Origin of the sequence: Gracilimonas sp. (genome assembly GCF_014762685.1) — a bacterium.
Lineage (GTDB): Bacteria > Bacteroidota > Rhodothermia > Balneolales > Balneolaceae > Gracilimonas.
Map to the genome: position 1 here is coordinate 787,206 of NZ_JABURM010000006.1, position 22,495 is coordinate 809,700.

Annotated in this window: 20 protein-coding genes; 15 read left to right on the forward strand and 5 right to left on the reverse strand. The window is 41.9% G+C overall.

The window, feature by feature from the left end:
* Positions 1–125: 125 nt before the first annotated feature.
* Together pyrR and HUJ22_RS13105 are read left to right on the forward strand one after the other, a co-directional pair.
* Positions 126–677 (forward strand): bifunctional pyr operon transcriptional regulator/uracil phosphoribosyltransferase PyrR, encoded by a 552-nt coding sequence (gene pyrR, locus HUJ22_RS13100; RefSeq protein WP_290878150.1) that lies wholly within the window; start codon positions 126–128, stop codon positions 675–677.
* A complete protein-coding gene (locus tag HUJ22_RS13105) occupies positions 670–1,620 on the forward strand; it encodes an aspartate carbamoyltransferase catalytic subunit (protein WP_290878151.1) in 951 nt (316 codons plus the stop codon). The genes pyrR and HUJ22_RS13105 overlap by 8 nt, the downstream gene beginning before the upstream one ends.
* 18 nt (positions 1,621–1,638) lie before the next feature.
* Here HUJ22_RS13105 and HUJ22_RS13110 read toward each other — a convergent pair whose 3' ends face one another.
* Positions 1,639–2,571 carry a DMT family transporter gene (locus HUJ22_RS13110; protein WP_290878152.1) on the reverse strand — a complete coding sequence of 311 codons (933 nt, stop codon included), beginning with the start codon at positions 2,569–2,571 and terminating at the stop codon, positions 1,639–1,641.
* A 205-nt stretch (positions 2,572–2,776) separates the two neighbouring features.
* Between HUJ22_RS13110 and HUJ22_RS13115 the strand changes: the two genes are divergently transcribed.
* The 7 genes from HUJ22_RS13115 (at position 2,777) to HUJ22_RS13145 (ending at position 12,869) form a co-directional block, all read left to right on the forward strand.
* Entirely contained in the window at positions 2,777–3,475 is a 699-nt protein-coding gene (locus tag HUJ22_RS13115) for a TetR/AcrR family transcriptional regulator (RefSeq protein WP_290878153.1), read from the forward strand.
* A 76-nt stretch (positions 3,476–3,551) separates the two neighbouring features.
* On the forward strand, positions 3,552–5,000 hold the full coding sequence (locus tag HUJ22_RS13120) for a TolC family protein (protein ID WP_290878154.1): 1,449 nt from the start codon (positions 3,552–3,554) through the stop codon (positions 4,998–5,000).
* Between the two features lie 32 nt (positions 5,001–5,032).
* A complete protein-coding gene (locus HUJ22_RS13125; RefSeq protein ID WP_290878155.1) occupies positions 5,033–6,115 on the forward strand; it encodes an efflux RND transporter periplasmic adaptor subunit in 1,083 nt (360 codons plus the stop codon).
* 35 nt (positions 6,116–6,150) lie between these two features.
* Positions 6,151–9,639, forward strand: coding sequence for an efflux RND transporter permease subunit (locus HUJ22_RS13130; RefSeq protein ID WP_290878156.1), 3,489 nt, complete (start codon positions 6,151–6,153; stop codon positions 9,637–9,639).
* A gap of 105 nt (positions 9,640–9,744) precedes the next feature.
* A complete protein-coding gene (locus HUJ22_RS13135; RefSeq protein WP_290878157.1) occupies positions 9,745–10,152 on the forward strand; it encodes a DUF4293 family protein in 408 nt (135 codons plus the stop codon).
* Positions 10,153–10,159: 7 nt separating this feature from the next.
* Positions 10,160–11,077, forward strand: coding sequence for a DMT family transporter (locus HUJ22_RS13140; RefSeq protein ID WP_290878158.1), 918 nt, complete (start codon positions 10,160–10,162; stop codon positions 11,075–11,077).
* Positions 11,078–11,351: 274 nt separating this feature from the next.
* Positions 11,352–12,869 (forward strand): transporter substrate-binding domain-containing protein, encoded by a 1,518-nt coding sequence (locus HUJ22_RS13145; RefSeq protein WP_290878159.1) that lies wholly within the window; start codon positions 11,352–11,354, stop codon positions 12,867–12,869.
* Here the strand turns inward: HUJ22_RS13145 and HUJ22_RS13150 are convergent.
* The 4 genes from HUJ22_RS13150 to HUJ22_RS13165 all read right to left on the reverse strand — a co-directional run bounded on the left by HUJ22_RS13150 (position 12,856) and on the right by HUJ22_RS13165 (position 16,113).
* Complete coding sequence (locus HUJ22_RS13150; protein WP_290878160.1) at positions 12,856–14,583, reverse strand: SpoIIE family protein phosphatase; 1,728 nt, start codon at positions 14,581–14,583, stop codon at positions 12,856–12,858. The two genes, HUJ22_RS13145 and HUJ22_RS13150, sit on opposite strands and share 14 nt — an antisense overlap.
* A gap of 6 nt (positions 14,584–14,589) precedes the next feature.
* The gene (locus tag HUJ22_RS13155) at positions 14,590–15,012 is read right to left on the reverse strand and encodes an ATP-binding protein (protein ID WP_290878161.1); all 423 of its coding nucleotides are present in this window, start codon (positions 15,010–15,012) and stop codon (positions 14,590–14,592) included.
* Positions 15,013–15,023: 11 nt separating this feature from the next.
* Positions 15,024–15,371: an STAS domain-containing protein gene (locus HUJ22_RS13160; protein WP_290878162.1), complete on the reverse strand. Its 348-nt coding sequence runs from the start codon at positions 15,369–15,371 to the stop codon at positions 15,024–15,026.
* A gap of 259 nt (positions 15,372–15,630) precedes the next feature.
* The gene (locus HUJ22_RS13165) at positions 15,631–16,113 is read right to left on the reverse strand and encodes an SPOR domain-containing protein (RefSeq protein ID WP_290878163.1); all 483 of its coding nucleotides are present in this window, start codon (positions 16,111–16,113) and stop codon (positions 15,631–15,633) included.
* Positions 16,114–16,289: 176 nt separating this feature from the next.
* Between HUJ22_RS13165 and HUJ22_RS13170 the strand changes: the two genes are divergently transcribed.
* The 6 genes from HUJ22_RS13170 to HUJ22_RS13195 all read left to right on the forward strand — a co-directional run bounded on the left by HUJ22_RS13170 (position 16,290) and on the right by HUJ22_RS13195 (position 22,192).
* Positions 16,290–17,336 (forward strand): ABC transporter ATP-binding protein, encoded by a 1,047-nt coding sequence (locus tag HUJ22_RS13170; RefSeq protein WP_290878164.1) that lies wholly within the window; start codon positions 16,290–16,292, stop codon positions 17,334–17,336.
* 43 nt (positions 17,337–17,379) lie between these two features.
* The gene (locus tag HUJ22_RS13175) at positions 17,380–17,664 is read left to right on the forward strand and encodes a hypothetical protein (protein ID WP_290878165.1); all 285 of its coding nucleotides are present in this window, start codon (positions 17,380–17,382) and stop codon (positions 17,662–17,664) included.
* 102 nt (positions 17,665–17,766) lie between these two features.
* Complete coding sequence (locus HUJ22_RS13180; RefSeq protein WP_290878166.1) at positions 17,767–19,086, forward strand: hypothetical protein; 1,320 nt, start codon at positions 17,767–17,769, stop codon at positions 19,084–19,086.
* 31 nt (positions 19,087–19,117) lie between these two features.
* The gene (locus HUJ22_RS13185; protein ID WP_290878167.1) at positions 19,118–19,681 is read left to right on the forward strand and encodes a hypothetical protein; all 564 of its coding nucleotides are present in this window, start codon (positions 19,118–19,120) and stop codon (positions 19,679–19,681) included.
* Entirely contained in the window at positions 19,681–21,378 is a 1,698-nt protein-coding gene (locus tag HUJ22_RS13190; protein ID WP_290878168.1) for a multicopper oxidase family protein, read from the forward strand. Before HUJ22_RS13185 ends, HUJ22_RS13190 begins: the two co-directional genes overlap by 1 nt.
* Before the next feature lie 157 nt (positions 21,379–21,535).
* On the forward strand, positions 21,536–22,192 hold the full coding sequence (locus tag HUJ22_RS13195) for an HAD family phosphatase (protein ID WP_290878169.1): 657 nt from the start codon (positions 21,536–21,538) through the stop codon (positions 22,190–22,192).
* The last annotated feature ends 303 nt before the right edge of the window (positions 22,193–22,495 follow it).

Consider the following 22,495-nt stretch of genomic DNA (forward strand, 5'->3'; position numbering starts at 1 on the left):
TCTTTACATCTGGGCGGACAAAGTAATTTTTTTGATAAATCTAATCTGCCAAAATTGATTTACCTTTGGCATTTACTACTTACAAACGCTAACTTTGAAACTCAAAAGCAAAAAGGTGTTCCCGCTTGAAGAAAGCTAAAATCATGACTGCCGAGGACTTGGATCGCACGTATCTGCGATTTGCCCATCAATTTCTGGAGGGTTATGATGATTTTTCCCGTCTCGCCATAATAGGAATGCAAACCCGGGGAGTTCATATGGGGAAACGAATTGTGCGGGAAATCAAAAAAGAGTTTGATACCGATATCGATTTTGGCGTGCTGGATGTAACGTTTTACAGAGACGACTATCGCTCAAAATTAAAAATGCCGGAAGTTCAAGTCACCGAAATTCCCTTTGATTTATACGACAGAGATATTGTTTTAGTTGACGATGTGCTCTATACCGGTCGAACCGTTCGATCTGCCATGGATGCGTTGATGGCTTATGGGCGGCCAAGAAGCATAAAATTCTGCTGTATGGTAGATCGCGGACACCGGGAACTCCCAATTTCAGCAGATTATATGGGTATATATTTACCGACTTATGAGAACGAAGAGGTACGGGTAAAGGTGAAAGAAATTGATGATGAAGATGCCGTATATGTGGTAGAAGTGGAGGTAGCTGAAAATGAATAAACCTTCAACTGAATACGAGTTTAACCAAAAGCATTTGTTGGGTTTATCGGATTATTCCCGTGAAGATATTTTATATGTGCTGGAGCAGGCAAAATATTTTAGGGAGATTCTCGACCGCCCGGTTCCCAAGGTGCCAACGCTGCGCGATAAAACCATTGTAAATCTGTTCTATGAGAACAGTACCCGTACACGGCTTTCCTTTGAGCTTGCCCAAAAGCGTATGGGAGCGGATGTAGTAAATTTTTCAACGAGCTCATCAAGTACCAAAAAAGGAGAGTCGTTAAAAGATACCATCCGTAACATAAGTTCCATGAAAATTGATATGGTGGTGGTAAGGCATGAAAGTCCCGGCGTACCTCATTTTCTGACCAACTGTGTAGATGCAGCTATTTTAAATGCAGGTGACGGAGCTCACGAACATCCTACTCAGGCGTTGCTGGATATGTTTACCATGCAAACTACCTATCCGGATTTGAAGAGTAAAAAAATTGCAATTATAGGGGATATATCACATAGCCGGGTAGTACGATCGAATATTATAGGATTAAAAAAATTGGGTGCTGAGGTTGTTTTATGTGGTCCCAAAACGTTGATGCCTGTTTTTATAAATGATATGGGGGTAGAGGTTTCCTACAATCTGGACGAAACTTTGGCTTGGTGTGATATTGCCATGGCTTTAAGGATTCAACTTGAGCGGCAGGACCGGGGCACTGAGTTCTTTCCCTCACTTCGGGAATATCACGAGCGGTTCGGAATTAAACTGTCTCATCTTGAAAAATACCCTGATTTTAAAGTAATGCATCCCGGCCCAATTAACCGCGGAGTGGAAATGGAGAGTGAAGTAGCCGACAGTGACCGTGCTGTTATCCTTGATCAGGTTACAAATGGAGTGGCTGTTCGAATGGCGATCTTGTATTTATTGAGCGGTGGAAATCGGGTTTAAAATGCATCGTTTGCTGAACTATTTCAGGTTTAGCTTTTGATCCGCAGCGGTTTTCATTCGTGCCAATACAATCCCGGTAATTACTAAGGCAGCTCCAATATATTGCAAAGTTGTAAGTTGTTCCCCCAGTAAAACCAGCCCGAATATTAATCCTAAAACCGGCACTAAATTTTGGTAGGCGGCGGTTCGAACGGCTCCAATTTTTTTAACCCCGTTGTTCCATATAATATAGGCTAGTCCAATTGATAAAGCCCCGCTGTAAAGAACTCCTCCGTAGCCAATCAGTGAAATTGCTGCCCAATCCAATTTTATCATAAATGGCAGCCCAACTATTAACAAGGTTATTAATCCCACAACCGACATAAAAGCAGAGTACTGAAGCGGGCTGTAAACCCGAAGGTATTTACGGGAAAGAATAGTATATGTGGCCCAGCAAACAGCGGCTATAAGAGTGATGACATTCCCTAAAAAGGTGTCAGATTCGAATGAAATATCACCCTGCCCCCCCATAATAATAAATGCAACCCCGGCAAACGCGAAAAATACCCCGAGTGCCTTATAAAAGGTTAGCTTTTCGTCGGTGAAAAACTGAGAAAGTAATGCGACCCAAATAGGGATGGTTCCGAGCATCACAGCAGCATTTGCGGCATAAGTATAGTTCAACCCAATGATGAAAAACATTTGATAGAAAAGATTTCCGACTATACCTATCCCAATCAGTTTCCAAAAGTGTTCTTTTTCTACTTTAAGCGAATACCCTTTTTTATGCGCAAAATACCAAAGAAGTGTAGTAGCAAAGATGAATCGCAAGGCATTAAAGCTGTACGGATCCATCTCGCGCAGCGATACCTTAACAATGCTAAAGTTAAGAGCCCAAATAATGGCAACAAGAATTAGGCTTAGGTCAATTAAATAAGGGCGATTCAATAGTTTGATTTTTTTAAAAGGCAAAAGGTACGGTGATTTGTTTTTTAAACCGAACCGAATATGCATTTGAGGTGAAATTTGTCAATTGGTAGACATTATTTGGATCATCAGGCTCCGCCCGGTTTCCTTTCTCAGGCATCAAAGATTTATTTTTTTAAAAAATTGGGAACTATTTAGAAATGTATGTAGTTTTATGACCTTAGTTCAATAAATGACTTAAAGTCAATATATGGGAATATCAGAACGAAAAGAACGTGAAAAAGAAAGGAAGAAGGCCCTGATACTGGAAGCGGCCGAGGAGCTTATTTTGGAGAAAGGCCTGGATCATTTGAATATGGATGAGGTGGCCGATCGTGCTGAGGTGAGTAAAGGTTCATTGTATCTGTACTTCAAAAATAAATCAGATCTGGTTTTAGGTATTTGCCACAAAGCTTCAGGTATGCTTTCAAAGGAAATCGCAAATGTACTTACTAAAGATATTCCGGGTATTGAAATGGTGTATACCATGGGGGCCGCTTATCTGAATTTTGTGCGTTCTCACCCTGAGTATTTTCGCTCAATGCGCTTTTTTGATAGTCTGAAGGATACCGATCAGCTAAGCGAAAGTGATTATATCGAGCTTTGCCAAAGCAATAAAGACGCCTCATTTACCAGTATGGTTCGAGCTATTCAAATAGGAATGCAAGACGGTTCAATACAGGATACTTATGATGCTAAAGAACTGGCCATGTTGCTTTGGAGTACTTCGCACGGATTAGTAAATATGGCTTTTATGCATCAAAACATGCCTCATTTTCGGCTGTTTGAGAAGAACAAGATTGAAATGAAGTCATTGTTTGCGGCCTATATGAAATTGATTGGCTGCGGAATAGCAACCGGAGAGGAAGAAATAAATAATGACTTGAAGTCAATTTTTGAAACAGAATAATATTTCTTTCGTAGAAGCGACCGTTTTTTAAAATAATTTTAGAACCACTTTAATCAACACGACATTCATCATTTATATGCGAATCTTTTTTATAGCCGCCGGATTATTTTTGTTCATAAACACATCAATAATCGCTCAAATTAAAGGTGACTCACTTCTTCAGGATGCAGAGCTGACACTTGAAAATGCAATTCAGGTTGCCGTTGCAAATAACCCGCAGGTCAATCGAGCCCTCCTGTCTCTGGAAGATGCAGACGAACTTGTTGATATTGCATACAGTGAGGTGTATCCGAATATAAGTTCCTCTTTAAATTATACACGAAATTTTGAGGTGCCGGTTCAGTTTGTGCCCGGTGAACTGTTTGGAGGGGAGCCGGGAACTTTCATTCCTGTGGCATTTGGAACCGATAATAATTGGCAGGGTGGTTTTACTGTGACTCAGAACATTTTCCGGGGAGAAGTTTTTGTTGGGCTTTCCACTTCTACCATATATAAAACGGTACAACAGGAAAATTTAAGAGCAACTACTCAACAAGTTATTACTCAGGCAAGAACGGCATATTACCAAGTCTTGATTACCAAGGAACAACTTCGCCTTCAAGAGGCACAAATAAATCGATTGGAACAAAATCTCCGTGAAAATAGATCGAGACAACAAGCCGGTCTGATTGATGAGTATTCAGTACTTCAGTTAGAAGTTCAGTTGAGCAATCAAAGACCTCAACTTATTGAAGCTCAGTATGCGGTGGATGAAGCTTATCGTGATTTAAAAGTAGCCCTTGGTTTGCCACTGGAAATAAATTTCAAAGTAAAGGGTAACTTAAATGCTTTTGATATTGTGTCTCAGGAGGCAGTTTCTGCTGAAAATGAGCATATCAAAAAGATTGATCAAATGAACCCGTTTAGCTATCAAAAACGGAATGATGACTGGCCGTCTTTCCTGGATTATCGTGGAGATCTGCGGGTATTGGATGCACGACTTAACCTGAATGAAAAAGAAATTCAGGCTGTAAAGAGCAGGTTTTTGCCGACAATTACGGCTTCATACAACTTGCAATGGAGTTCGGCAGAATCTGGCACGCCTACTTTTTTTGAAAACAGTTCACGGTTTCAAACCCTGGGGGTTAATGTGAGCCTTCCTCTCTTTGAAGGCTTTGCACGAACATCAGATGTGCAGCGCGCCCAAATTGCCCGCAAAGATATTGAGGTACAGCAACGAGCCGCTAAACTCGAAGCAGAAAATCAAATAGCTTCGGCAGCTGAAGCATTGAATAAAAGTTTTGAAACAGCAGAAGCACGAAAACAAGCGTTGAAACAAGCTGAAGAAGGCTATCAGCGCGCATTGTCGCGGCTGGAAAATGGAATCGGTTCACAGATAGAAGTAACAGACGCTGAAGTTCAGGTTCGTCAGGCTGAAGTGAATTACGCGCTGATGGTATTTGAATATCTGAGTGCAAAAGCTCAATACGATCTGGCAACGGGTCAGGTTCCCTATGTGGATACAATGGAAACGGAAATAGAATGATTTTAAACATTAAAGACACGAACTCAATCGAAATGAAAAAATTTAATCTGATTTTAATAACTGTTTTTGCGGCTTTTATTGCTGCCTGCTCCGGAGAAGCACCAGAAGTTGCAGGTGATGAGATAGTTGGGAAAACGGTGAATGTAGAAACAAGAATCCTCGAACCTTCGACTTTCAGAAGTCAGCTTCGGGTGGTAGGTAATGTTGAAACCAAGAACGATATTATGATTTCTGCCGAAGTAGGTGGGCGTATTATGGAGCAAACCGTTTCTGAAGGCACAAGAGTGAGAAAAGGACAAACCATTCTGAGAATTGATGATGCCAAACTAATGCAGGAAAAAGCACAACTTGAAGCTGCAACAGCACAAGCACGTGAAAATTATGAGCGCCTTCAGCGAGTATATGAGGAAAGTGGAATCGGTTCAGAGATTGATGTACTAAATGCTAAGTATAGCTATCAACAGAGTAAGTCAGCACTGGAATCAATAAAAGTTGATCTGGAGAATACCACCATTTCTGCACCTTTTGATGGTACAGTGGAGCAATATGTGTTGGAAGAAGGTGAGATGGCAAGTCCCGGCATGCAGGTGGTACGATTGATCGGAACCAACACTTATATCGTCACGGCCGGTGTCCCGGCTCGTTATGCAGATGTAGTTCTGTCCGGTGATGAAGTTGAAGTTTGGTTTGATACTCAAGATACGGACACCCTTCAGGGTACGATCTCATTTGTGGGAAATAGTATCGACCCGCAAAGCCGGACGTTTCGTATTGAGGTTCTTCTCCCGGTTCAGCAAAAAAATTACAAGGTGGATATGATTGCCAACCTTCGACTGAGTACGCTGATGGAAGAAAACGTGCTGATTGTAAGCGAAGAATTTATTTACAAAGAAGAAAATGAGTTCATCACATATGTAAAGACCGAGAATGAGGACGGCGACCCTATTGCTGAAAGAAGAGTTGTGGTTTTAGGTCCTTCCTTCCGTTCGGATGTGATTATAAGAAATGGATTAAATCCCGGTGAAGAGTTAATCACGATCGGGTCTGCCTTTCTTAATGATGGTGTAAAATTAAATATCGTAGAAACACATGGCAGTGATCTTGCATCCAACTAAAGATTTTATAAAAAATATTCTGGAGAAATAGTACGATGAGTACCGATAACTTAAAAAATGGGGCCGGAAATGGAAGGCCGGTGCCGGATGGTTCGAACCGCAAAGAGTTTTGGCTTTCAACATTCTCGATAGATAACCGCATAAGCGTGTTGGTATTGATTTTGTTGGTAGCCGTTTTGGGAATTGTATCCTATATCACCATTCCTAAAGAATCCTTCCCTAATATTACGGTTCCAAATATATTTGTGGTCACGATCTATCCCGGGGTATCACCGGAGGATATGGAGAGCCTGGTTACCCGAAAGCTGGAAGATGAGCTGAGTAATATCAGTGATGTGAAAACGATGACCTCAACTTCTTCTGAAGGGTATTCAAACATCAACCTCGAATTCAATACCGGTATAGATATTGATGAGGCATTGCAGAAAGTGCGTGAAAAAGTGGATTTAGCCAAGCCCGAACTTCCCGAAGATGCAGAAGAGCCAGTTATTCAGGAGGTAAATCTTTCTGAATTCCCCATCATGCAGGTAAACTTATCAGGAGATTACAGTCTCGATATATTGAAAGAGATTGCGGAGGATTTACAGGAAGACATCGAAGCCGTTCCTTCTGTGTTGGGAGTTGATCTGACCGGTGGTTTGGAGCGTGAGGTTCAGGTGGATGTAGATCTCCCTAAGATGAAATATTACAACCTCAGCTTCACTGATATTATCACAGCTATTCAGCAGGAAAATGTAACGATACCCGGTGGAGATATTACGGTGGGCAGCAAGAACTTTTTATTGCGTGTTCCCGGTCAGTATGAAACGACTGCTCCCATCGAGGATATCGTTGTTACAGCAGATGATGATAAGCCCATATACATCCGGGATGTTGCCAGTGTAACTTTTGGGTATAAAGAAAGGGAGACCTATTCCACGCTGGATAATTCACCGGTAATTACGCTTGGGGTAAAAAAGAGGACCGGGAAAAATATTCTGGATACATCTACAGCTGTGAAGTCTATTCTTGAAGAGGCTTTACCTACCCTTCCACCCAGTACCGTTTATAAAATCACAAATGATCAGAGTAAAGATGTTAATAGTATGGTGGCAAACCTGGAGAATAATATCATCTCCGGATTAATTCTGGTGGTGGGTGTTCTTCTCTTTTTTCTTGGGGTTAGAAATGCCTCTTTCGTAGGAATATCTATTCCTCTGTCCATGTTCCTGTCGTTTATTATACTGAGTGCCTTGGGAATCACTATGAACATGATTGTTTTGTTTTCATTGATTCTTGCACTGGGTATGCTGGTTGATAATGCCATTGTGGTGGTGGAAAACATTTATCGCTATTTGGAAGAGGGATACGACAACTTTGAAGCAGCAAAAAAAGGAACCGGAGAGGTTGCGGTGCCCATTATCTCCGGGACGGCTACCACATTGGCTGCTTTTGCTCCCATGATTTTCTGGCCGGGAATCGTAGGTGAGTTTATGGGCTACCTTCCCAAAACTTTGATTATCACATTGAGCAGTTCTTTGTTTGTAGGACTGATTATCAATCCGGTAATCTGTGCGTTATTCATGCGCGTAGATACCGATAAAGGTAAAGCAGCAATGACCAGGAAAGGAAAAAGAATTCTTTATAGCTTCTTAGGAGTTATTGGAGTGATATTGCTTGTTTCCAGTTTTATAACCTGGACGATGCTGATCATTTTAGGGGTGATACTTTGGGCTACCAATAAATATTTTCTCGAACCTGTTGGAAACTGGTGGCAGCGCGAAGGCCTTAATAATGTACTTAGCAAATACGAAAATACTCTTGAATGGGCACTAAATCATCGGTTGTCCACCATTGGTATTTCAATAGCTGTTTTAGCTTCCAGTATTTTTGTTTTGATTGCGTTTTTCCCGGGTTCAGAATTCTTCCCTGAGGATATTCCTCCCCGTGACATCTATGTACAGATTGAGACCCCTATTGGTTCGGATGTGGAGTTCACCAAAAGTGTGGTTGATAAGGTGGCTGCTCGCGTGGAACAGATGCCTTATAATGTAGATTACAATACAATTTTAGCAACCTCCGGCGCTGCTATCACCAGCGATCCAACTGCTTCAGGTGGAAATTCAACACATCTTGGCACGGTAGCCATCAATTTTGTGGATTATGAACAGCGCCAAAAAGGTGTATTTGAGGCTATGGAGTATATGCGGAATGATTTGGCAGGATTTGTGGCGGGTGCTAAAATCACTGTAGAGAAACCACAGGATGGACCACCAACCGGCCCTCCAATTAACCTGGAAATTTCAGGTCCTCAAATGGATCTGTTAACGCGTTTTTCTGATCAGGTACTTGAGACCCTGGAAGAAGATTCAATCTTCGCCAAACTTGATGGACTTCAATCTGATTTACCGGAAGCCAGACCCGAGGTTAAAGTTCAGGTAGATCGTGAAAAAGCGGCTCTGTTTGACCTGAATACCAACGAGGTAGGGATGACGGTTCGCCAAGCTATAAATGGAGTGGAAGCATCAAAATTCCGTGATGGTAAAGAGGAATACGATATCATTGTGCGTCTTTCGGATGAATACAGGGATGATTTGAGTACACTCGCTAACCTGACCATATTCCATGAAGGGGTGCAGGTTCCGTTATCAGAATTGGCAACCTGGGAGGTAAGTGATGGCTTTGGCGGTATTCGTCATAAAGAGTCAGAACGTGTAATTACTGTAAGCGCTGATGTCCGTTCGGGATATCAATCCAACGCGGTTTTAGCGGAAGCTCAGGCTTTACTTGAGGATTATCTTGATGGATTGCCAAGCGGATATTCTTATGAGTGGACGGGGCAGCAGCAGGATCAGCAGGAGTCGTTCGAGTTTTTATTCAAAGCTTTTCTGATTGCCTTGTTCCTGATCGCGTTTATATTGGTATCCCAGTTCAACTCAGTAGCGAAACCGATAATCATTTTGAGCTCGGTTATTATGTCAACAGCCGGGGTATTCTATGGATTGGTGACTTTCCAGATGGCTCTTGGATTGATGGCTATTCTTGGGATTATATCACTGGCAGGAGTTGTGGTAAATAATGCCATCGTACTGATTGACTATGTGGATATTCTGAGAACCCGTGACGGTTTGGATCTTCGCAGTGCCTTAATTGAAGGTGGTAAAGTTCGTTTCCGCCCTGTAATTCTCACGGCAATTACTACCACTCTTGGATTAGTTCCGTTAGCTATCGGCTTCAACTTTGACTTTATAACTTTAGTTGGAAGCCCGATTACCTTTTTCTCCAATCTCAGTGAGTATATTTTTTGGGGTGGAGAGCAGGCCGCCTGGTGGGGCCCAATGGCGATTGCTGTTATCGTCGGTTTGATATTTGCTACAGCTTTAACGCTCATTTTAGTGCCTGTTCTGTACAGCGTGATTGAACGCGGCCGAAGAAAACTTAATATGGTAATGTTCGGAACCACGGAACCGGGAATTATTAAAGATCAGAGTGAGCTGAATGGGGAGTTAAAGTCCCAAACCACACTGGAGCCAACGCCGGGATGAGAGTAGATTCAGTATAAATTTAAAGTCTGCGCATAAAAAAATGTGCAGACTTTTTTATTAATGAAAACTTTTATCTTAAGAGAAAAATTAAAAAGGAATAATTCCGTGATACAACGATTTCAAACTGTATTTTTGGCAGTAGCCACTTTGTTAAACCTCTCTGTCTACTTTACTCCCATTTATGATAAAGCCATGAATGACCCACAACTTTGGATCGGCATTGGGCTAGCAAGTTCTCTGTTCATTGCAATGGCACTGAATGTGGTAAGTATCTTTTTATACAAAAATCGCAAAAATCAGGTTACCTGGGTAAAACGGTCGGCCTTGTTTCAGGTAATCGGGTTTGGATTTTGTGTGGGAGTTTTGCTCTCTCTGGGCGGAATAGGAACCTATTTATGGGATGAAGCACTGGGAACGGGGTTGGTTTTTTTGGGAATGATATTTCAGATACTTGCAATGAGGTTTATTCGAAAAGATGAAGAGTTAGTTCGTTCAATGGATCGAATAAGATAGGAGCATTTTGAGCCAGGTTTATTCCAAAGCTAAAGTATATCTGATTCTCGCTGTTGGGCTAACCACCTTTGGTTTTGCTCCAATATTAGTGAAGTTTGCTACCGATTATTCTGCTCTTTTATTGGTAGCTATCAGGACTGTTGGAGCATTTCTAATGCTGCTTCCATTCTATATTTACCAAAAGAAGAGTAACAAATATGACGTGAAAGCTGTCGGAAATGAAACCAAATGGATGGCTTTTGCAGGAATAGCACTTGGGCTGCACTTCACACTTTGGATCAGTTCCCTCTATTACACCTCAGTTGCATCAGCGTCCGTACTGGTTACCATTCACCCCATAATGCTCATTATAGCAGAACGGGTTCTTTATAAAATGGAATTTGCACCAACGGTTTGGATTGGTGTGTTTGTTGCTTTTGCAGGATCTGTGCTACTTGGAATCACCGATTATAATACGGAATCAACATTTGCAAACCCTTTGCTTGGAAATGCAATGGCTTTTGGGGCAGCGGCTATTTTTGCGGTTTACTTTTTAATTGGAAGAAAAATTCGCCAAAATCGATCCTGGCTTGGCTATGTATTTCCTGTCTATGGATATGCAGCGGCTACCTGTGTTACTATTTTGTTGGTAGTTGAGGGAATTCCCGATCAAGTGGATGCTATTGTGATTTGGGTAGGGTTAGGACTTGCTGTGGGGCCGCAACTGATGGGACATGGTTCGTTAAACTATGCCGTAAAGTTTGTATCACCAACGTTGTTGTCAACCCTCATATTAACGGAGCCAATTTTTGCAACTATACTGGCGTTTTTCATCCTGGGTGAGCTGCCGGTTATCTTATCATTTGTTGCCATTTTTGTGACCCTTATAGGGGTTATGCTTACCTGGAAAAAGAAGCCGAAATACAGGCGAACAGAAAGTGGGTAATTAAATTCCTTTCATAAAAGAAGGGGTATAAAACACATTAATTGTTAGTAAAAAGGGATTAATGGGGATATTTTAAAATTAATAAATAAAATATTTACAACTACTTATAGCTTTCAATGAACCTTTTTCTCAATTACAACGTTACAAAGTCTGAATCGATTAGACATTACTAAGATTTAAGTAATTGATAGTAAATACGCGTATTATTTGTACGGCATATGGATTTGTAAATTCATTATAGTTTTTAATCTTGATAATGAAAACAGCCACAAAAATGCTTTTTAAAAAAATAAATTTTACTGGAATTGTCGGGTATTTACTGCTTGGCATAGTTGGGGTTTCATTATTTACTGGTTGCTCTTCTAAAACTTCTGAAGACTCTGAAAGCAATAATATCACATTACCTGTTACGGTAAGTGAACCTGTTGAAAAAGATCTCGCTGAGATCAGGAAAGACGGGGTGTTGCGCATGATTACCAGTTACAGCTCCGGGTCGTATTTTTTATATAAAGGAATTCAGGTTGGTTTTGAGTATGAGTTACTTAAAACTTTCACTAAAGAAAATGACCTGGCTCTGGAAGTTGTGATTACCGGGCCAGATGAAAGCCCTTATGATCTCTTGAATAGCGGAAGAGGGGATATTATCGCGGCTAATTACACTATCACTCCGGAGAGAAAGCAAGTTGTAAAATTTACACGCCCCTACAATTTGGTTGACCAGCTGATTGTAGTTTCTGATGATTTAGGTTTCCGGCCACAAAGCATTACTGATCTTAAAGATGTACCAATAAGCGTTCGCAGAAATAGCTCTTACTATGTACGCTTAAAAGAGCTTAAAGAGGAGGGGTTCCCGGTAGAAATTAATGTGATTCCTGAAGACATGGATACTGAATCGGTGCTTTTCCAGGTGGCCGATGGAGACCTTCAGGCTACAGTAGCGGACGACAATATTTATGATGCGGCTAACAAGTATATGAACGGGTTGGTAAAGGGGCCTCTGATTGCAGAAAGTGATACCATAGCATGGGCCGTTCGTAAAAATGCACCGGATCTTGAGCATCAGTTAAACAGGTTTTTGTATAAGCATTTTCGCTTTAATGAAAAGGGCGTGCCCAAGCGCTCAGCATTTCTGAATGTACTTCGTAAAAAATACTTTGAATCCGGCAGCCAAATAGCGGATTATTTCAATCCTAATTATCAGAGTGGGCAATTCGGTATTATTTCTCCTTACGATAATATGATTCAGAAAGTAGCTGTTGAACATGATGTGGATTGGGTAATGTTAACAGCGGTAGCGGCCCAGGAATCAAAATTCAATCCTTCGTCCGTAAGTTGGGCAGGCGCTGTTGGTATTATGCAGGTATTGCCAAGGTTTTCAGAAATTTCATCCGACTCCTTATACATTCCTGAAGTAAATATTAGGGAGGGAGCTAAAATACTCGCCTCACATTTAAAACATTATTCATACATGGATTCTACAAACCAGTGGTCTTTTGCTTTAGCTGCATATAACGTAGGTCAGGGACATTTGGCTGATGCACGCCGACTTGCCATTGATCATAATCAAGACCCCAACGAGTGGGATAATGTGGCAGAGTCGCTGTTAAAGTTGATGCAGCGTAAATACTATCAGAATGCACGCTATGGGTTTTGCAGGGGTATTGAAACGGTAAGGTATGTAAGCGAGATTATGAATCGTTATAATACCTATCAAACTATTTTAGCCCATAATCAAACAAAGCAGGCGACAAACACCGGAATTCTCGGGCTTAAAACCATTAATCGACCTTAAGTACTAAAAGGGTAATGTCATCGTATTGAACTCCATTTGAGAATTCAGTGATATCTTCAATAATGGCATTCTGAATTTCCCTGGATGTTTTTCCAAGATTTTTTTTCAGGCAAGCAATTAACCGCTCTTCCTCATATTCTTCTGTCTGCTCCGGATTCATGGCTTCGGTGACTCCATCGGTATAAAGCACCAATACATCTCCGGATTGAAGTTCCACAACAGCCGATTCATATGGCATCATTGAAGGCATGGCGCCCAAAATTACGCCGCCGGCATCCAATTCTTGTGGATCCTCTTCCCCCTTTCGGAATAAAAGCGGATTGTTATGCCCCGCATTTACATAATCAAACCGTTTCCCGTCAGCTGAGATTTTCCCCCAGAAAAAAGTAATGAATTTATCAGGAGGGGTATTGGTATGAATAATATCATTAATACTCCCCGTGGCTTCTGCCAAAGAAATATCAATAGGGGCCAGTGCATGCAACATAGATTGTAAATTTGCCATCAATAATGACGCAGGTACGCCTTTACCGGTGACATCCGCAATAGCCAGAATATGCCCTCCGTCAGGGGTTTCTACCACATCAAAATAATCGCCTCCCACTTGCCGCGATGAAATATTGGTAGCTTCAAGATCAAAACCGGCAATAGTGGGAACAGGAGAAGGAAGAAGCCCTTGCTGTATGGTTTTGGCAAGATTTAATTCTTCTTCCATTCGCTTTTTCTCGATACGTTCTTCCAGTAAAAGCGACTTTTGGATGGTAAGAAGCGCTAAATTTCCGAGCGATTGTAAGAAGTCGACCTGTTCTTTTCTATAAGGCTCATTATTTGCCGGCTTGCCTACCCCAACCACGCCAATTTTTTCGTTCTGAAACCGAAGGGCTATAACCAGGCGAATGCCATTTTTTTCGAGAAATGGACAATCATGTTCTTCATCACAATAGAACACATCATCTAGCTCGAATAGAGTTTGCAGTTCTTTTTTGGCAGGTTTTTCTTTTAATCCACTGCTGGCTACAATTGATTTTTCATTGTCCACATCCAGAACAAAAAAGAAAGTACGGATCAGCATCTGCCCGAGCATAGCAAATTTAAAAGTGCGGGCAATTTCTTCCCGGTCTACCATCAGGTTGAAATCTTTACTCAACTCTAAAAGCGTATGCAAGTCATGGACTTTCCGGTCTAATTTTCTGTTTATCAACCGCAATTCCTGGAACATCCGGGAGTTCGCAATGGCTACGGAAGAAATAATAGTCAGGCTTTCAATAAACTCAAGCTCACTATCGGTAAGCGGTTTCTTGGTTCCCTTAGGCCCCAGACATAAAAAGCCAAGGTGATGATTGGTAGTGCGAAGATTAAATAAGATAGTTCCTTCAGGAAATCCCAGTTTTTCAATGATTTCAGGATGATCTTCCCCTTTTAAAACTGAATGATCTAATGCTTCTTCAGGAAAAGGAAGCTGAATAGTATCTTCCTCAGAAAGTGAGTTCCGGCCTTTAATTTTGCTAATTTGATAAAAATGATCAGGGCCTTTATTAATTAAGATTATTCCTCTTGGAACCAATAGCTTGCCCATAGTAATGAGCAGCAAATTATTTAAGACAAAATCCGGTTCCTGAGATTCAATAAGCATTCGGCTGGTTTCGAGCAGAGTTCTAAGCTCAAACCGGCTTTGGCGTTCCTCAGTATTTAAAAGAGTTGATTTAGTTTCCACGATAAGTCAAAGGTTTTTGACCATTCGTATTTCATTGATTTGGCCCTTGCGGTTGTATTGCACATGATCCATCACTTTTCGGATCAGGTAGACTCCCATTCCGCCCCGTTTTTTAGCTTTGATGCGCTTCATGAGATCCGGTTCACTGTAACTGTTCGGGTCAAAGCTCTTACCCTTGTCCATTAAAGAAATCCACAAATGATCGGTATCTGAGCCAATTTCAATCTCTACTTTTTCAGTCGGTGAGTTTTTGTATGCGTGTTTAATGATATTGGTATAGGCTTCATCAACAGCCAGGCGTATTTCGGAAATGTCTTTTTGACTGAGCCCTATATTCTCAGCGTGAGCAGCGACAAAATCCCGTACTTCTGCCAGGTGCTCCGTAGAAGCTTCAACAGATAGGGATTGTATTCGTTTGGTTCCTGCCACTCTCTTGTTATTTAATTGTCAAAGCTTTCTAAGGCTTCCTTCTCGTCTTCCAGGATATCATACAGAGTTGGGAAACCCAGTAAATCAAAAACGTTATAAACGCGATCGTTCATGTTCGTGAGTTTAATATCGCCGCCTAAACTGCGTACATCTTCGATATAGGCCATAAAAACTCCCAATCCGGCGCTGGCGATATAATCGAGGCCGGAGCAATTGACTACAATGGCATAGCTTTCTTTATCAATCAAAGACTTTAAGGCATTTTCTAGATGAGAAGCCGTGTGTGCGTCAAGTTCTCCGCTGATATCCAGTATACTTACGTTATCTGTTTGTCGTGTAGCGATACTGAAATTTTTCATTTCGCTTAAATTGAAGTTTCGGAATAATGTTGAGGTTGCATAATAACGTAAACCGTAGAATTAGAAAAGTTTTTAAGGGTGGAGGAATACGTATTGTGAAAAAAAAAGATGCAAAAAAATAGGGCATTGCATTATTCATATGCAATGCCCTGACTATTCATCAAGAGAGACGCTACTTGAGCGCACATACAATTAAGCAAATGCTTGGGAGAGATACAACTATAAATTCTCCCCCTTATTTAATAAGAGCCACTGCTGTTTACCGAACGTTGGAAACCCAATATCCGGTATCAAGTTCTTGTCCCAATTGCCGGCCAAATTCTTCTGCATCTTCTTTTGAAGCAAAATAACCTACCCGTAATCGAAACCAAATATCCCCGGTTTCTTCCTCACCAACTTTTACCGTATAAACATTGGGGTAATCTCTTTCGCGGAGTTTGTTTCTGTAAGAATTTGCCTGCTCTTCAGAACGGAAAGCACCAACCTGAACGGCATAATTCCCGTTTTCTGCAAAAGAAAATTCGGTTTCATTTTCTTGCTGCATTTCCTGTTGCTGGTTTGCACGCGCTACGCTGTCTTCATAAGCTTGTACTTGCTGTGCTATGCGCTGTTGTTCAACTTGTCTGAGTGAATCAAGCCTCGCCTGTTCGGCTGCCCTGCGTTCTTCTTCACTGGGACCACAGGCTTGTATACTCAATAAAGCCATGGCCAGTAACAAAGAGTAAATGCTAATTTTTTTCATAAAAACATAAGTTTGTTGATAATTTGGCTGTAACTGATAGTCCCGAAACAAATTAAACTTACGTCATCCCGTCCTGTTTCACAAATATTCACCTATCAAAACTTTCAGAAGTACCGGAATAGTCCTTATCTTATATAGACTGAATCTAAATCAAGATTTTTTGGTTCAGTAAATAAATGGAAAAACCTCTCTTACACATATCCGGATTAACAAAATCGTTCGACCAAAGCGGACCCGTTGTAAATAACGTCAACTTTGAGGTTGGGAAGAATGAGATATTTGCTCTTTTAGGCCCGAGTGGATGCGGAAAAACTACAACATTGCGTCTTATTGCCGGCTTTGAACAGTGTGATTCCGGTGAAGTTTATATTGAAAATGAATTGGTTGAGAGCATTCATAAGCGTCTCCCCCCGCAAAAAAGAGAAATTGGCTTCGTATTTCAGGACTATGCGCTTTTCCCGCACATGAATGCTTTGGATAACGTGGCTTTTGGTTTACGGGAAGTGGAACAAAAAAAACGGCCGGTGCTTGCTGAAGAGGTGCTTTGCCGAACGGGAATGGAAAAATATAAGCACAGAATGCCTGATGAACTTTCCGGCGGTCAGCAACAGCGTGTGGCATTAGCCCGTGCCATTGCCCCAAAGCCAAGGCTGGTGCTCATGGATGAGCCATTTTCGGGTTTGGATGCGATGCTTAGGGATTCTACACGGAAAGAAGTGCGCGGGATTCTGAAAAAGTCCGGGATGAGCGCTATTTTAGTGACACATGATCAAGAAGAAGCCCTGTCTTTTGCTGATCGTATTGCAGTGATGAATAATGGTCAAATTGAACAAATTGGCACTCCTGAAGAAGTATACTATCATCCCAAAACACAGTTTGTAGCACAGTTTTTAGGGCGAACCAATCTATTCCGCGCCCATGCAGACGGTTCCGATAATGTAGAAACACGACTGGGCCCGGTTAAAATTAACAAGGAAGCGAAAGGGTTAATACTGTGCTCTATCCGGCCGGAACACCTTACTATTGAGCGCTGTAAAGCAAATGGTACGGAAAGCGGAATCATCGTTGGGCGGGAATTTCGAGGCCACGATATTACCTACCATGTATTGTTTAAGGGAGACAGGTATATTGTACACACCGATAACCGCTTGCTGTTTGATGTAGACGAACATGTAATTGTGAAACCTCTGGAGCCTGCTGTAGTATTAGAACAGAAAGCATGATTAACAATTATCAATTCAATAAATAAAACCGGAGATAGATAAAATGTCACTATTTGGATTTTTGTTATTACTTCTGATCGCTGCTATTTGTGGGGGTATAGGTCAAAGCATAAGCGGGTACAGTTTTGGCGGATGCTTGATTTCAGCCGGAGTGGGATTTATCGGCGCTATTATTGGCCAATGGATAGCCGGCGAGCTGGGGCTTCCAGAGTTATGGACGGTAAATATTGACGGGAGTCCGTTTCCAATAGTATGGTCTATTATTGGTGCCACTTTATTTACGGCTATTCTTGGCGCAGTTACGAAGGGCAAGGGAAGGTTGATCTGACTTTTTTAGCTCTGTTAAAGTTGATAAAATTTCCGAAGTGATTTCCATTTCCCGCAGGTATTTCGTAATTAGTAATATTCAATAATGCTAAAATCGAGATACATGTATAAGCTATTTATTTATCTGGTAATTATTTTTCTAAACGTGGGCGGGTTTTCCGTAATGGCTCAGCAAAATGATGAGTTGCCAAAGCGGAGTGATAACCTGGAGGTGCTTTCCCATGTTCCTTTGGGGGCACCATTAAGTGTAACAGACATTGTAATTGAACAGGAATTAAACCGCCCATATGCCTATGTAGGCAGGATGCAGGCAGAAAAAGGGTTTGATATCATTGACCTTTCCAATCCCGAAAAAGCAGAGGTAATTTACCGTTGGAGAATGCCTAACGAAGAACTTCATGTTGGGCTTGGCGGAATGGATCCTAAATATTTTAAGCATAACGATCGCTACTATGTAGTACAATCACTACAGTTTTTTCAGGGCGGACCAAATACCGATGCAGGAGCTGTTGTCGTGGATGTGACGGGGTTGCCGGATGTGAGTAAAGTCGAAACAGTTGGTTATGTACGGAACTCAGAACATCCGGGTGGATTCCACAATATATTTATGTACAAACATTCTGACGGACGTCCGCTTTTATTTGCTACCACATCCGGAGATGATGCCTATGTTTATGATTTAGGCAAGTTTGTAGAAGGTGAAGAAGATATTCTTGCCGGAACTATTCCAAACCCGGATACACCTGCCCGTCGGGCCGGTGCTTCACTGGGATATCATGATTTTTATGTAGGCTACCATCCTGATAGTCAGCAGGATCGCTTTTATGGAGGGGGAGCCGGCGGATATTTTGTATTTGATGTAACCGAAATGGATTCTGTGAGTATGTTAGCTTCCGTAACGGGTGTCAGTGGTATAGTTTGGGGACATACGGTTACTCCTTCCCCTGATGGTCGCTATATGGTTGGTGAGGCAGAATACATGCATGCCCCGCTGCGTATTTTTGATTTGAAGCCTGCCCTGGATGGTGATGTTCAAAACATTAGTAAGCCGATAAGTTCCTGGAATTTTGACTATGAAAACCTGGTGCATAACCACGAAGTAAGATGGCCGTATCTGTTTGTATCCGGTTACGAAGATGGGCTGTTAGTGGTTGATCTATTTAGTCCTGATGAACCTAAAACGGTAGCCTATTATGATACCTTTCTGGGTAAACATCAATCCGGAATGTGCGGTGATGGAACCTGTAATGGGGCTTTTGGCGTAGATGTGCGGAATGAAGACGGCCTGATTGTGGTAAGTGATATGGGGACCGGATTCTGGGCTTTCCGTCTTGAAGATTTCCAGGGCTGGAATGGCCGGGGATGGGGTATGCCAAATATCTCAAGTGCGCAAAACTGGGACGAAGGACCTACAGCGAACTAAATTTTTAAAGTCAGCTGATTAGTTTTTAGTTATGATTAGGAAAAGAAATTTCATTATTGCTTTACTGTTCGTCTGTACAGCCTTAGGTGTCGAGCTGAAGGCTGGAACAGATATATTAGATCCACCCTTACGATGTGGAGAGCCCGGCTCCGAATACTACACGATTGATCTTGTGACCACCAAGAATATTCCCGGTACCGGACAAGCCACGGGCAAGGCAGTAATGAAATTCAATCCTAATCCTTTTGGTATTTCCATTGCTAAAGACGGTTCATATCGCCACCGATTGGATATTCAAATACATAAAGCTAATACACCGAAGAATGGGACCTTTGTAGCCTGGGTGACCACTCCTTCATTAGACAGGATAAAATTACTGGGCACTTTGGATAAAGATTTCAAGGCAAGTGGTACGGTGGATTGGAATAAATACATTGTTGTTATCACACTGGAGGAGGACGTGCCGGCTAACAATTCTTCTATGTGGTCCGGGACCATTGCTTTTCGTGGGTTATCCAGGAGTGGATTCATGCATACCATGGCCGGTCATGGTCCATTTGCCGAGGAACCATGTGCTAAATACGGATATTATTAATGCTGAAGTTGTATTCTAACACTTTCTTATTGCTGCTGATTTTAGCAGGACTCACCCATCCTTTACAAGCCCAGCATGAACATCACAATATGAATGATGGGGCTATGGACATGGATACTTCCAAAGCAGTTTGGCGGATGCCTCCCATGGATATGGAAATGCCAATGTTGCCGGGAATGCACAACGAGCTTCCCCCGGTAGAGCCTTTTATAGCCGGAATGGGGCTCACTAAAGAAGATATCCCCTATGCCAAGCCACGGGAAATCCTGGAGCTGGCCGATGGAGATACGGTTGCCCTGCAGGCCTCTATTGTTCGCCGTACTTTAGAGGGTAAAGACTATGTGATGTATGGGTATAATGGGCAATATCCCGGGCCGTTGCTGAAAGCTCCTCAGAACAGTACCGTTGTGGTTGAATTTAATAATCAGATTGAATTTCCAACCACGGTGCACTGGCATGGTTTGCGGCATGATTACCGTTTTGACGGAACTATATTTGCGCAGGATCCGGTACAGATTGGCGAATCTTTTACCTATGAATTGTTTTTCAGGGATGCAGGAGTATACTGGTATCATCCGCATGTGCTTGAATATGTTCAGCAGGATCTTGGACTATATGGAAATATGCTGGTGGCCCCACCCGATGAGGATTATTATAATCCTGTAAATAGGGAAGAAATGATTATTCTGGATGATATCCTGGTTGATGATCAGGGCCTGATACCCTGGGGCAAATCAAATCCCACCCATGCTCTGATGGGGCGTTTTGGGAATGTAATGCTGGTAAATGGGAAAACGGACTACCGGCTAAACGTTGATAAAAATGAAGTACTCCGGTTTTATATCACCAACGTAGCCAATACCCGAACTTTTAATATGGTATTTGAAGGGGCTAAGGTAAAAGTAGTGGGTTCAGATGTGAGTAAGTTTGAAGAAGAAGTTTACGCGGAGAACATTCCCATTGCTGTAGCCGAGCGTTATATCGTGGAGGTTTTATACGAGGAACCGGGAACCTATCCGATACTGAATTCCATACAGGCCATTAATCATTTTCGCGGAGAATTCTATCCGCATAAAGACACACTGGGAACGGTTACGGTTTCCGAGGATGAAGCAGATGAATCTTTCACCGAGGCCTTCAATACGCTGAGGGTAAATGAGGATGTAAAAGAAGATATCGCCGCATTCGAGTCCTATTTTGATAAGCCGGTGGATAAAGAATTAGAGCTGACGGTTGCGGTTCAGAATTTACCAATCCCGATCATGCAGTCGATGGAATTAGATACGGCTTATGTGCCCCATGTGGAGTGGAACGACACCATGCCCATGATGAACTGGCTTTCGACGGGGAAACAGGTTGAGTGGATTCTGCTTGATCCGGCAACCGGCAAAAAGAATATGGATATTTACTGGGACTTTGAGCAGGGAGATGTTGTAAAGCTTAGGATATTCAATAATCCGGATACCTTTCACCCCATGAACCATCCTTTTCATATCCATGGGCAACGCCACCTGGTGCTGAATATTGACGGAGTGGAAAACCCCAATATGGTCTGGAAAGACACCTCCATAATACCGGTGGGATCTACGGTAGATTTACTGGTAGAGATGTCAAATCCAGGAAAGTGGATGATGCATTGCCACATCGGCGAGCACTTAGATGCAGGAATGATGCTGGGTTTTGAAGTAGGAGAATAAATCAAAAATTTCTCAAAGCTCATCCCGAATCGTAGTGAAGAAGAAGGCTTCATTTAATTCCCTGAAATGCTTACATCAATTTAATTTGGCAGGAAGGGCTTTTTGCTATCTTGCCCCCCACTCACAAAACACTTACTCATCAACAGAGCGAATTTTAATGCAGAATATTGAAGCAGTAATTTTTGATATGGACGGTGTTATCGTTCATAGTAATCCCATTCACAAAACGACTATTAATGAGTTTTGCACTAAATACGGGTTAGAAGTATCAGATAAAGAACTCCGTGAAAAAGTATACGGGCGTACCAATCAGGACTGGATTCCGGCCGTATTTGGAGATATTTCACAAGAGCGAATAGAAGAACTGGCAGACGAAAAAGAACAGATGTTCCGGGATGTATTTGACCCGAAAGAGCATATAGTCCCGGGTATTATTGAGTTTTTGGATAAGCTGAAGGAGAAAGGTATCAAGATGGTGGTAGCCACTTCAGCTCCGGCGGAAAATGCCGTACATATTCTTCAAGGGTTAGAGATCACAGATTGCTTTGATGCTGTTCTGAATTCCTCTCACGTCACCAAAAGTAAACCTGACCCTGACCCTTATCTTAAAGCTGCAAAAGCGATTGGAGTTTCTCCGGAGCAATGTATTGTGTTCGAAGATTCTATTTCAGGGGTGCAATCCGGACTGGGAGCCGGCGCTAAAGTAGTGGGGGTGGCTACTACACACACGCATGAAGAGCTCAATTCATGTCAGCTGGTGGTGGATGATTTTGAAGGGTTGAAGGTTGCTGATATTGAGGCACTGCTTCAGTAAAAAGTGGTCTAACTTGTTTTGTTAGGCTATTAGTTATCCAATTCAGAAGATTAGTTAAGAGATACACGAAGAAAAGCAGCCTGCGAATGGCAAAAATGATTACCCTGCCTATTAAACTAACTATTTTCGGCTACTGGAAAGTATTTGTACAAGCTCTCGAATGGATTGAGCAAGTGCATTAAACTATACACCCAAGTAATAATCTATCTTATCTTTCAAGTAGTGTATTAGTTTGCACTCTCTATGTGCATCACAATACGTGTACTTAAACCGTTTTTGTTTACTTTGTACTTAAATACTAAG

Coding starts and splice junctions, on each gene's coding strand:
- HUJ22_RS13120 (WP_290878154.1), top strand. CDS start 3,552: ATGCGAATCTTTTTTATAGCCGCCGGATTATTTTTGTTCATAAACACA.
- HUJ22_RS13160 (WP_290878162.1), bottom strand. CDS start 15,371: ATGAAAAATTTCAGTATCGCTACACGACAAACAGATAACGTAAGTATA.
- HUJ22_RS13195 (WP_290878169.1), top strand. CDS start 21,536: ATGCAGAATATTGAAGCAGTAATTTTTGATATGGACGGTGTTATCGTT.
- HUJ22_RS13190 (WP_290878168.1), top strand. CDS start 19,681: ATGCTGAAGTTGTATTCTAACACTTTCTTATTGCTGCTGATTTTAGCA.
- HUJ22_RS13125 (WP_290878155.1), top strand. CDS start 5,033: ATGAAAAAATTTAATCTGATTTTAATAACTGTTTTTGCGGCTTTTATT.
- HUJ22_RS13175 (WP_290878165.1), top strand. CDS start 17,380: ATGTCACTATTTGGATTTTTGTTATTACTTCTGATCGCTGCTATTTGT.
- HUJ22_RS13180 (WP_290878166.1), top strand. CDS start 17,767: ATGTATAAGCTATTTATTTATCTGGTAATTATTTTTCTAAACGTGGGC.
- HUJ22_RS13170 (WP_290878164.1), top strand. CDS start 16,290: ATGGAAAAACCTCTCTTACACATATCCGGATTAACAAAATCGTTCGAC.
- HUJ22_RS13115 (WP_290878153.1), top strand. CDS start 2,777: ATGGGAATATCAGAACGAAAAGAACGTGAAAAAGAAAGGAAGAAGGCC.
- HUJ22_RS13105 (WP_290878151.1), top strand. CDS start 670: ATGAATAAACCTTCAACTGAATACGAGTTTAACCAAAAGCATTTGTTG.
- HUJ22_RS13185 (WP_290878167.1), top strand. CDS start 19,118: ATGATTAGGAAAAGAAATTTCATTATTGCTTTACTGTTCGTCTGTACA.
- HUJ22_RS13165 (WP_290878163.1), bottom strand. CDS start 16,113: ATGAAAAAAATTAGCATTTACTCTTTGTTACTGGCCATGGCTTTATTG.
- HUJ22_RS13145 (WP_290878159.1), top strand. CDS start 11,352: ATGCTTTTTAAAAAAATAAATTTTACTGGAATTGTCGGGTATTTACTG.
- HUJ22_RS13130 (WP_290878156.1), top strand. CDS start 6,151: ATGAGTACCGATAACTTAAAAAATGGGGCCGGAAATGGAAGGCCGGTG.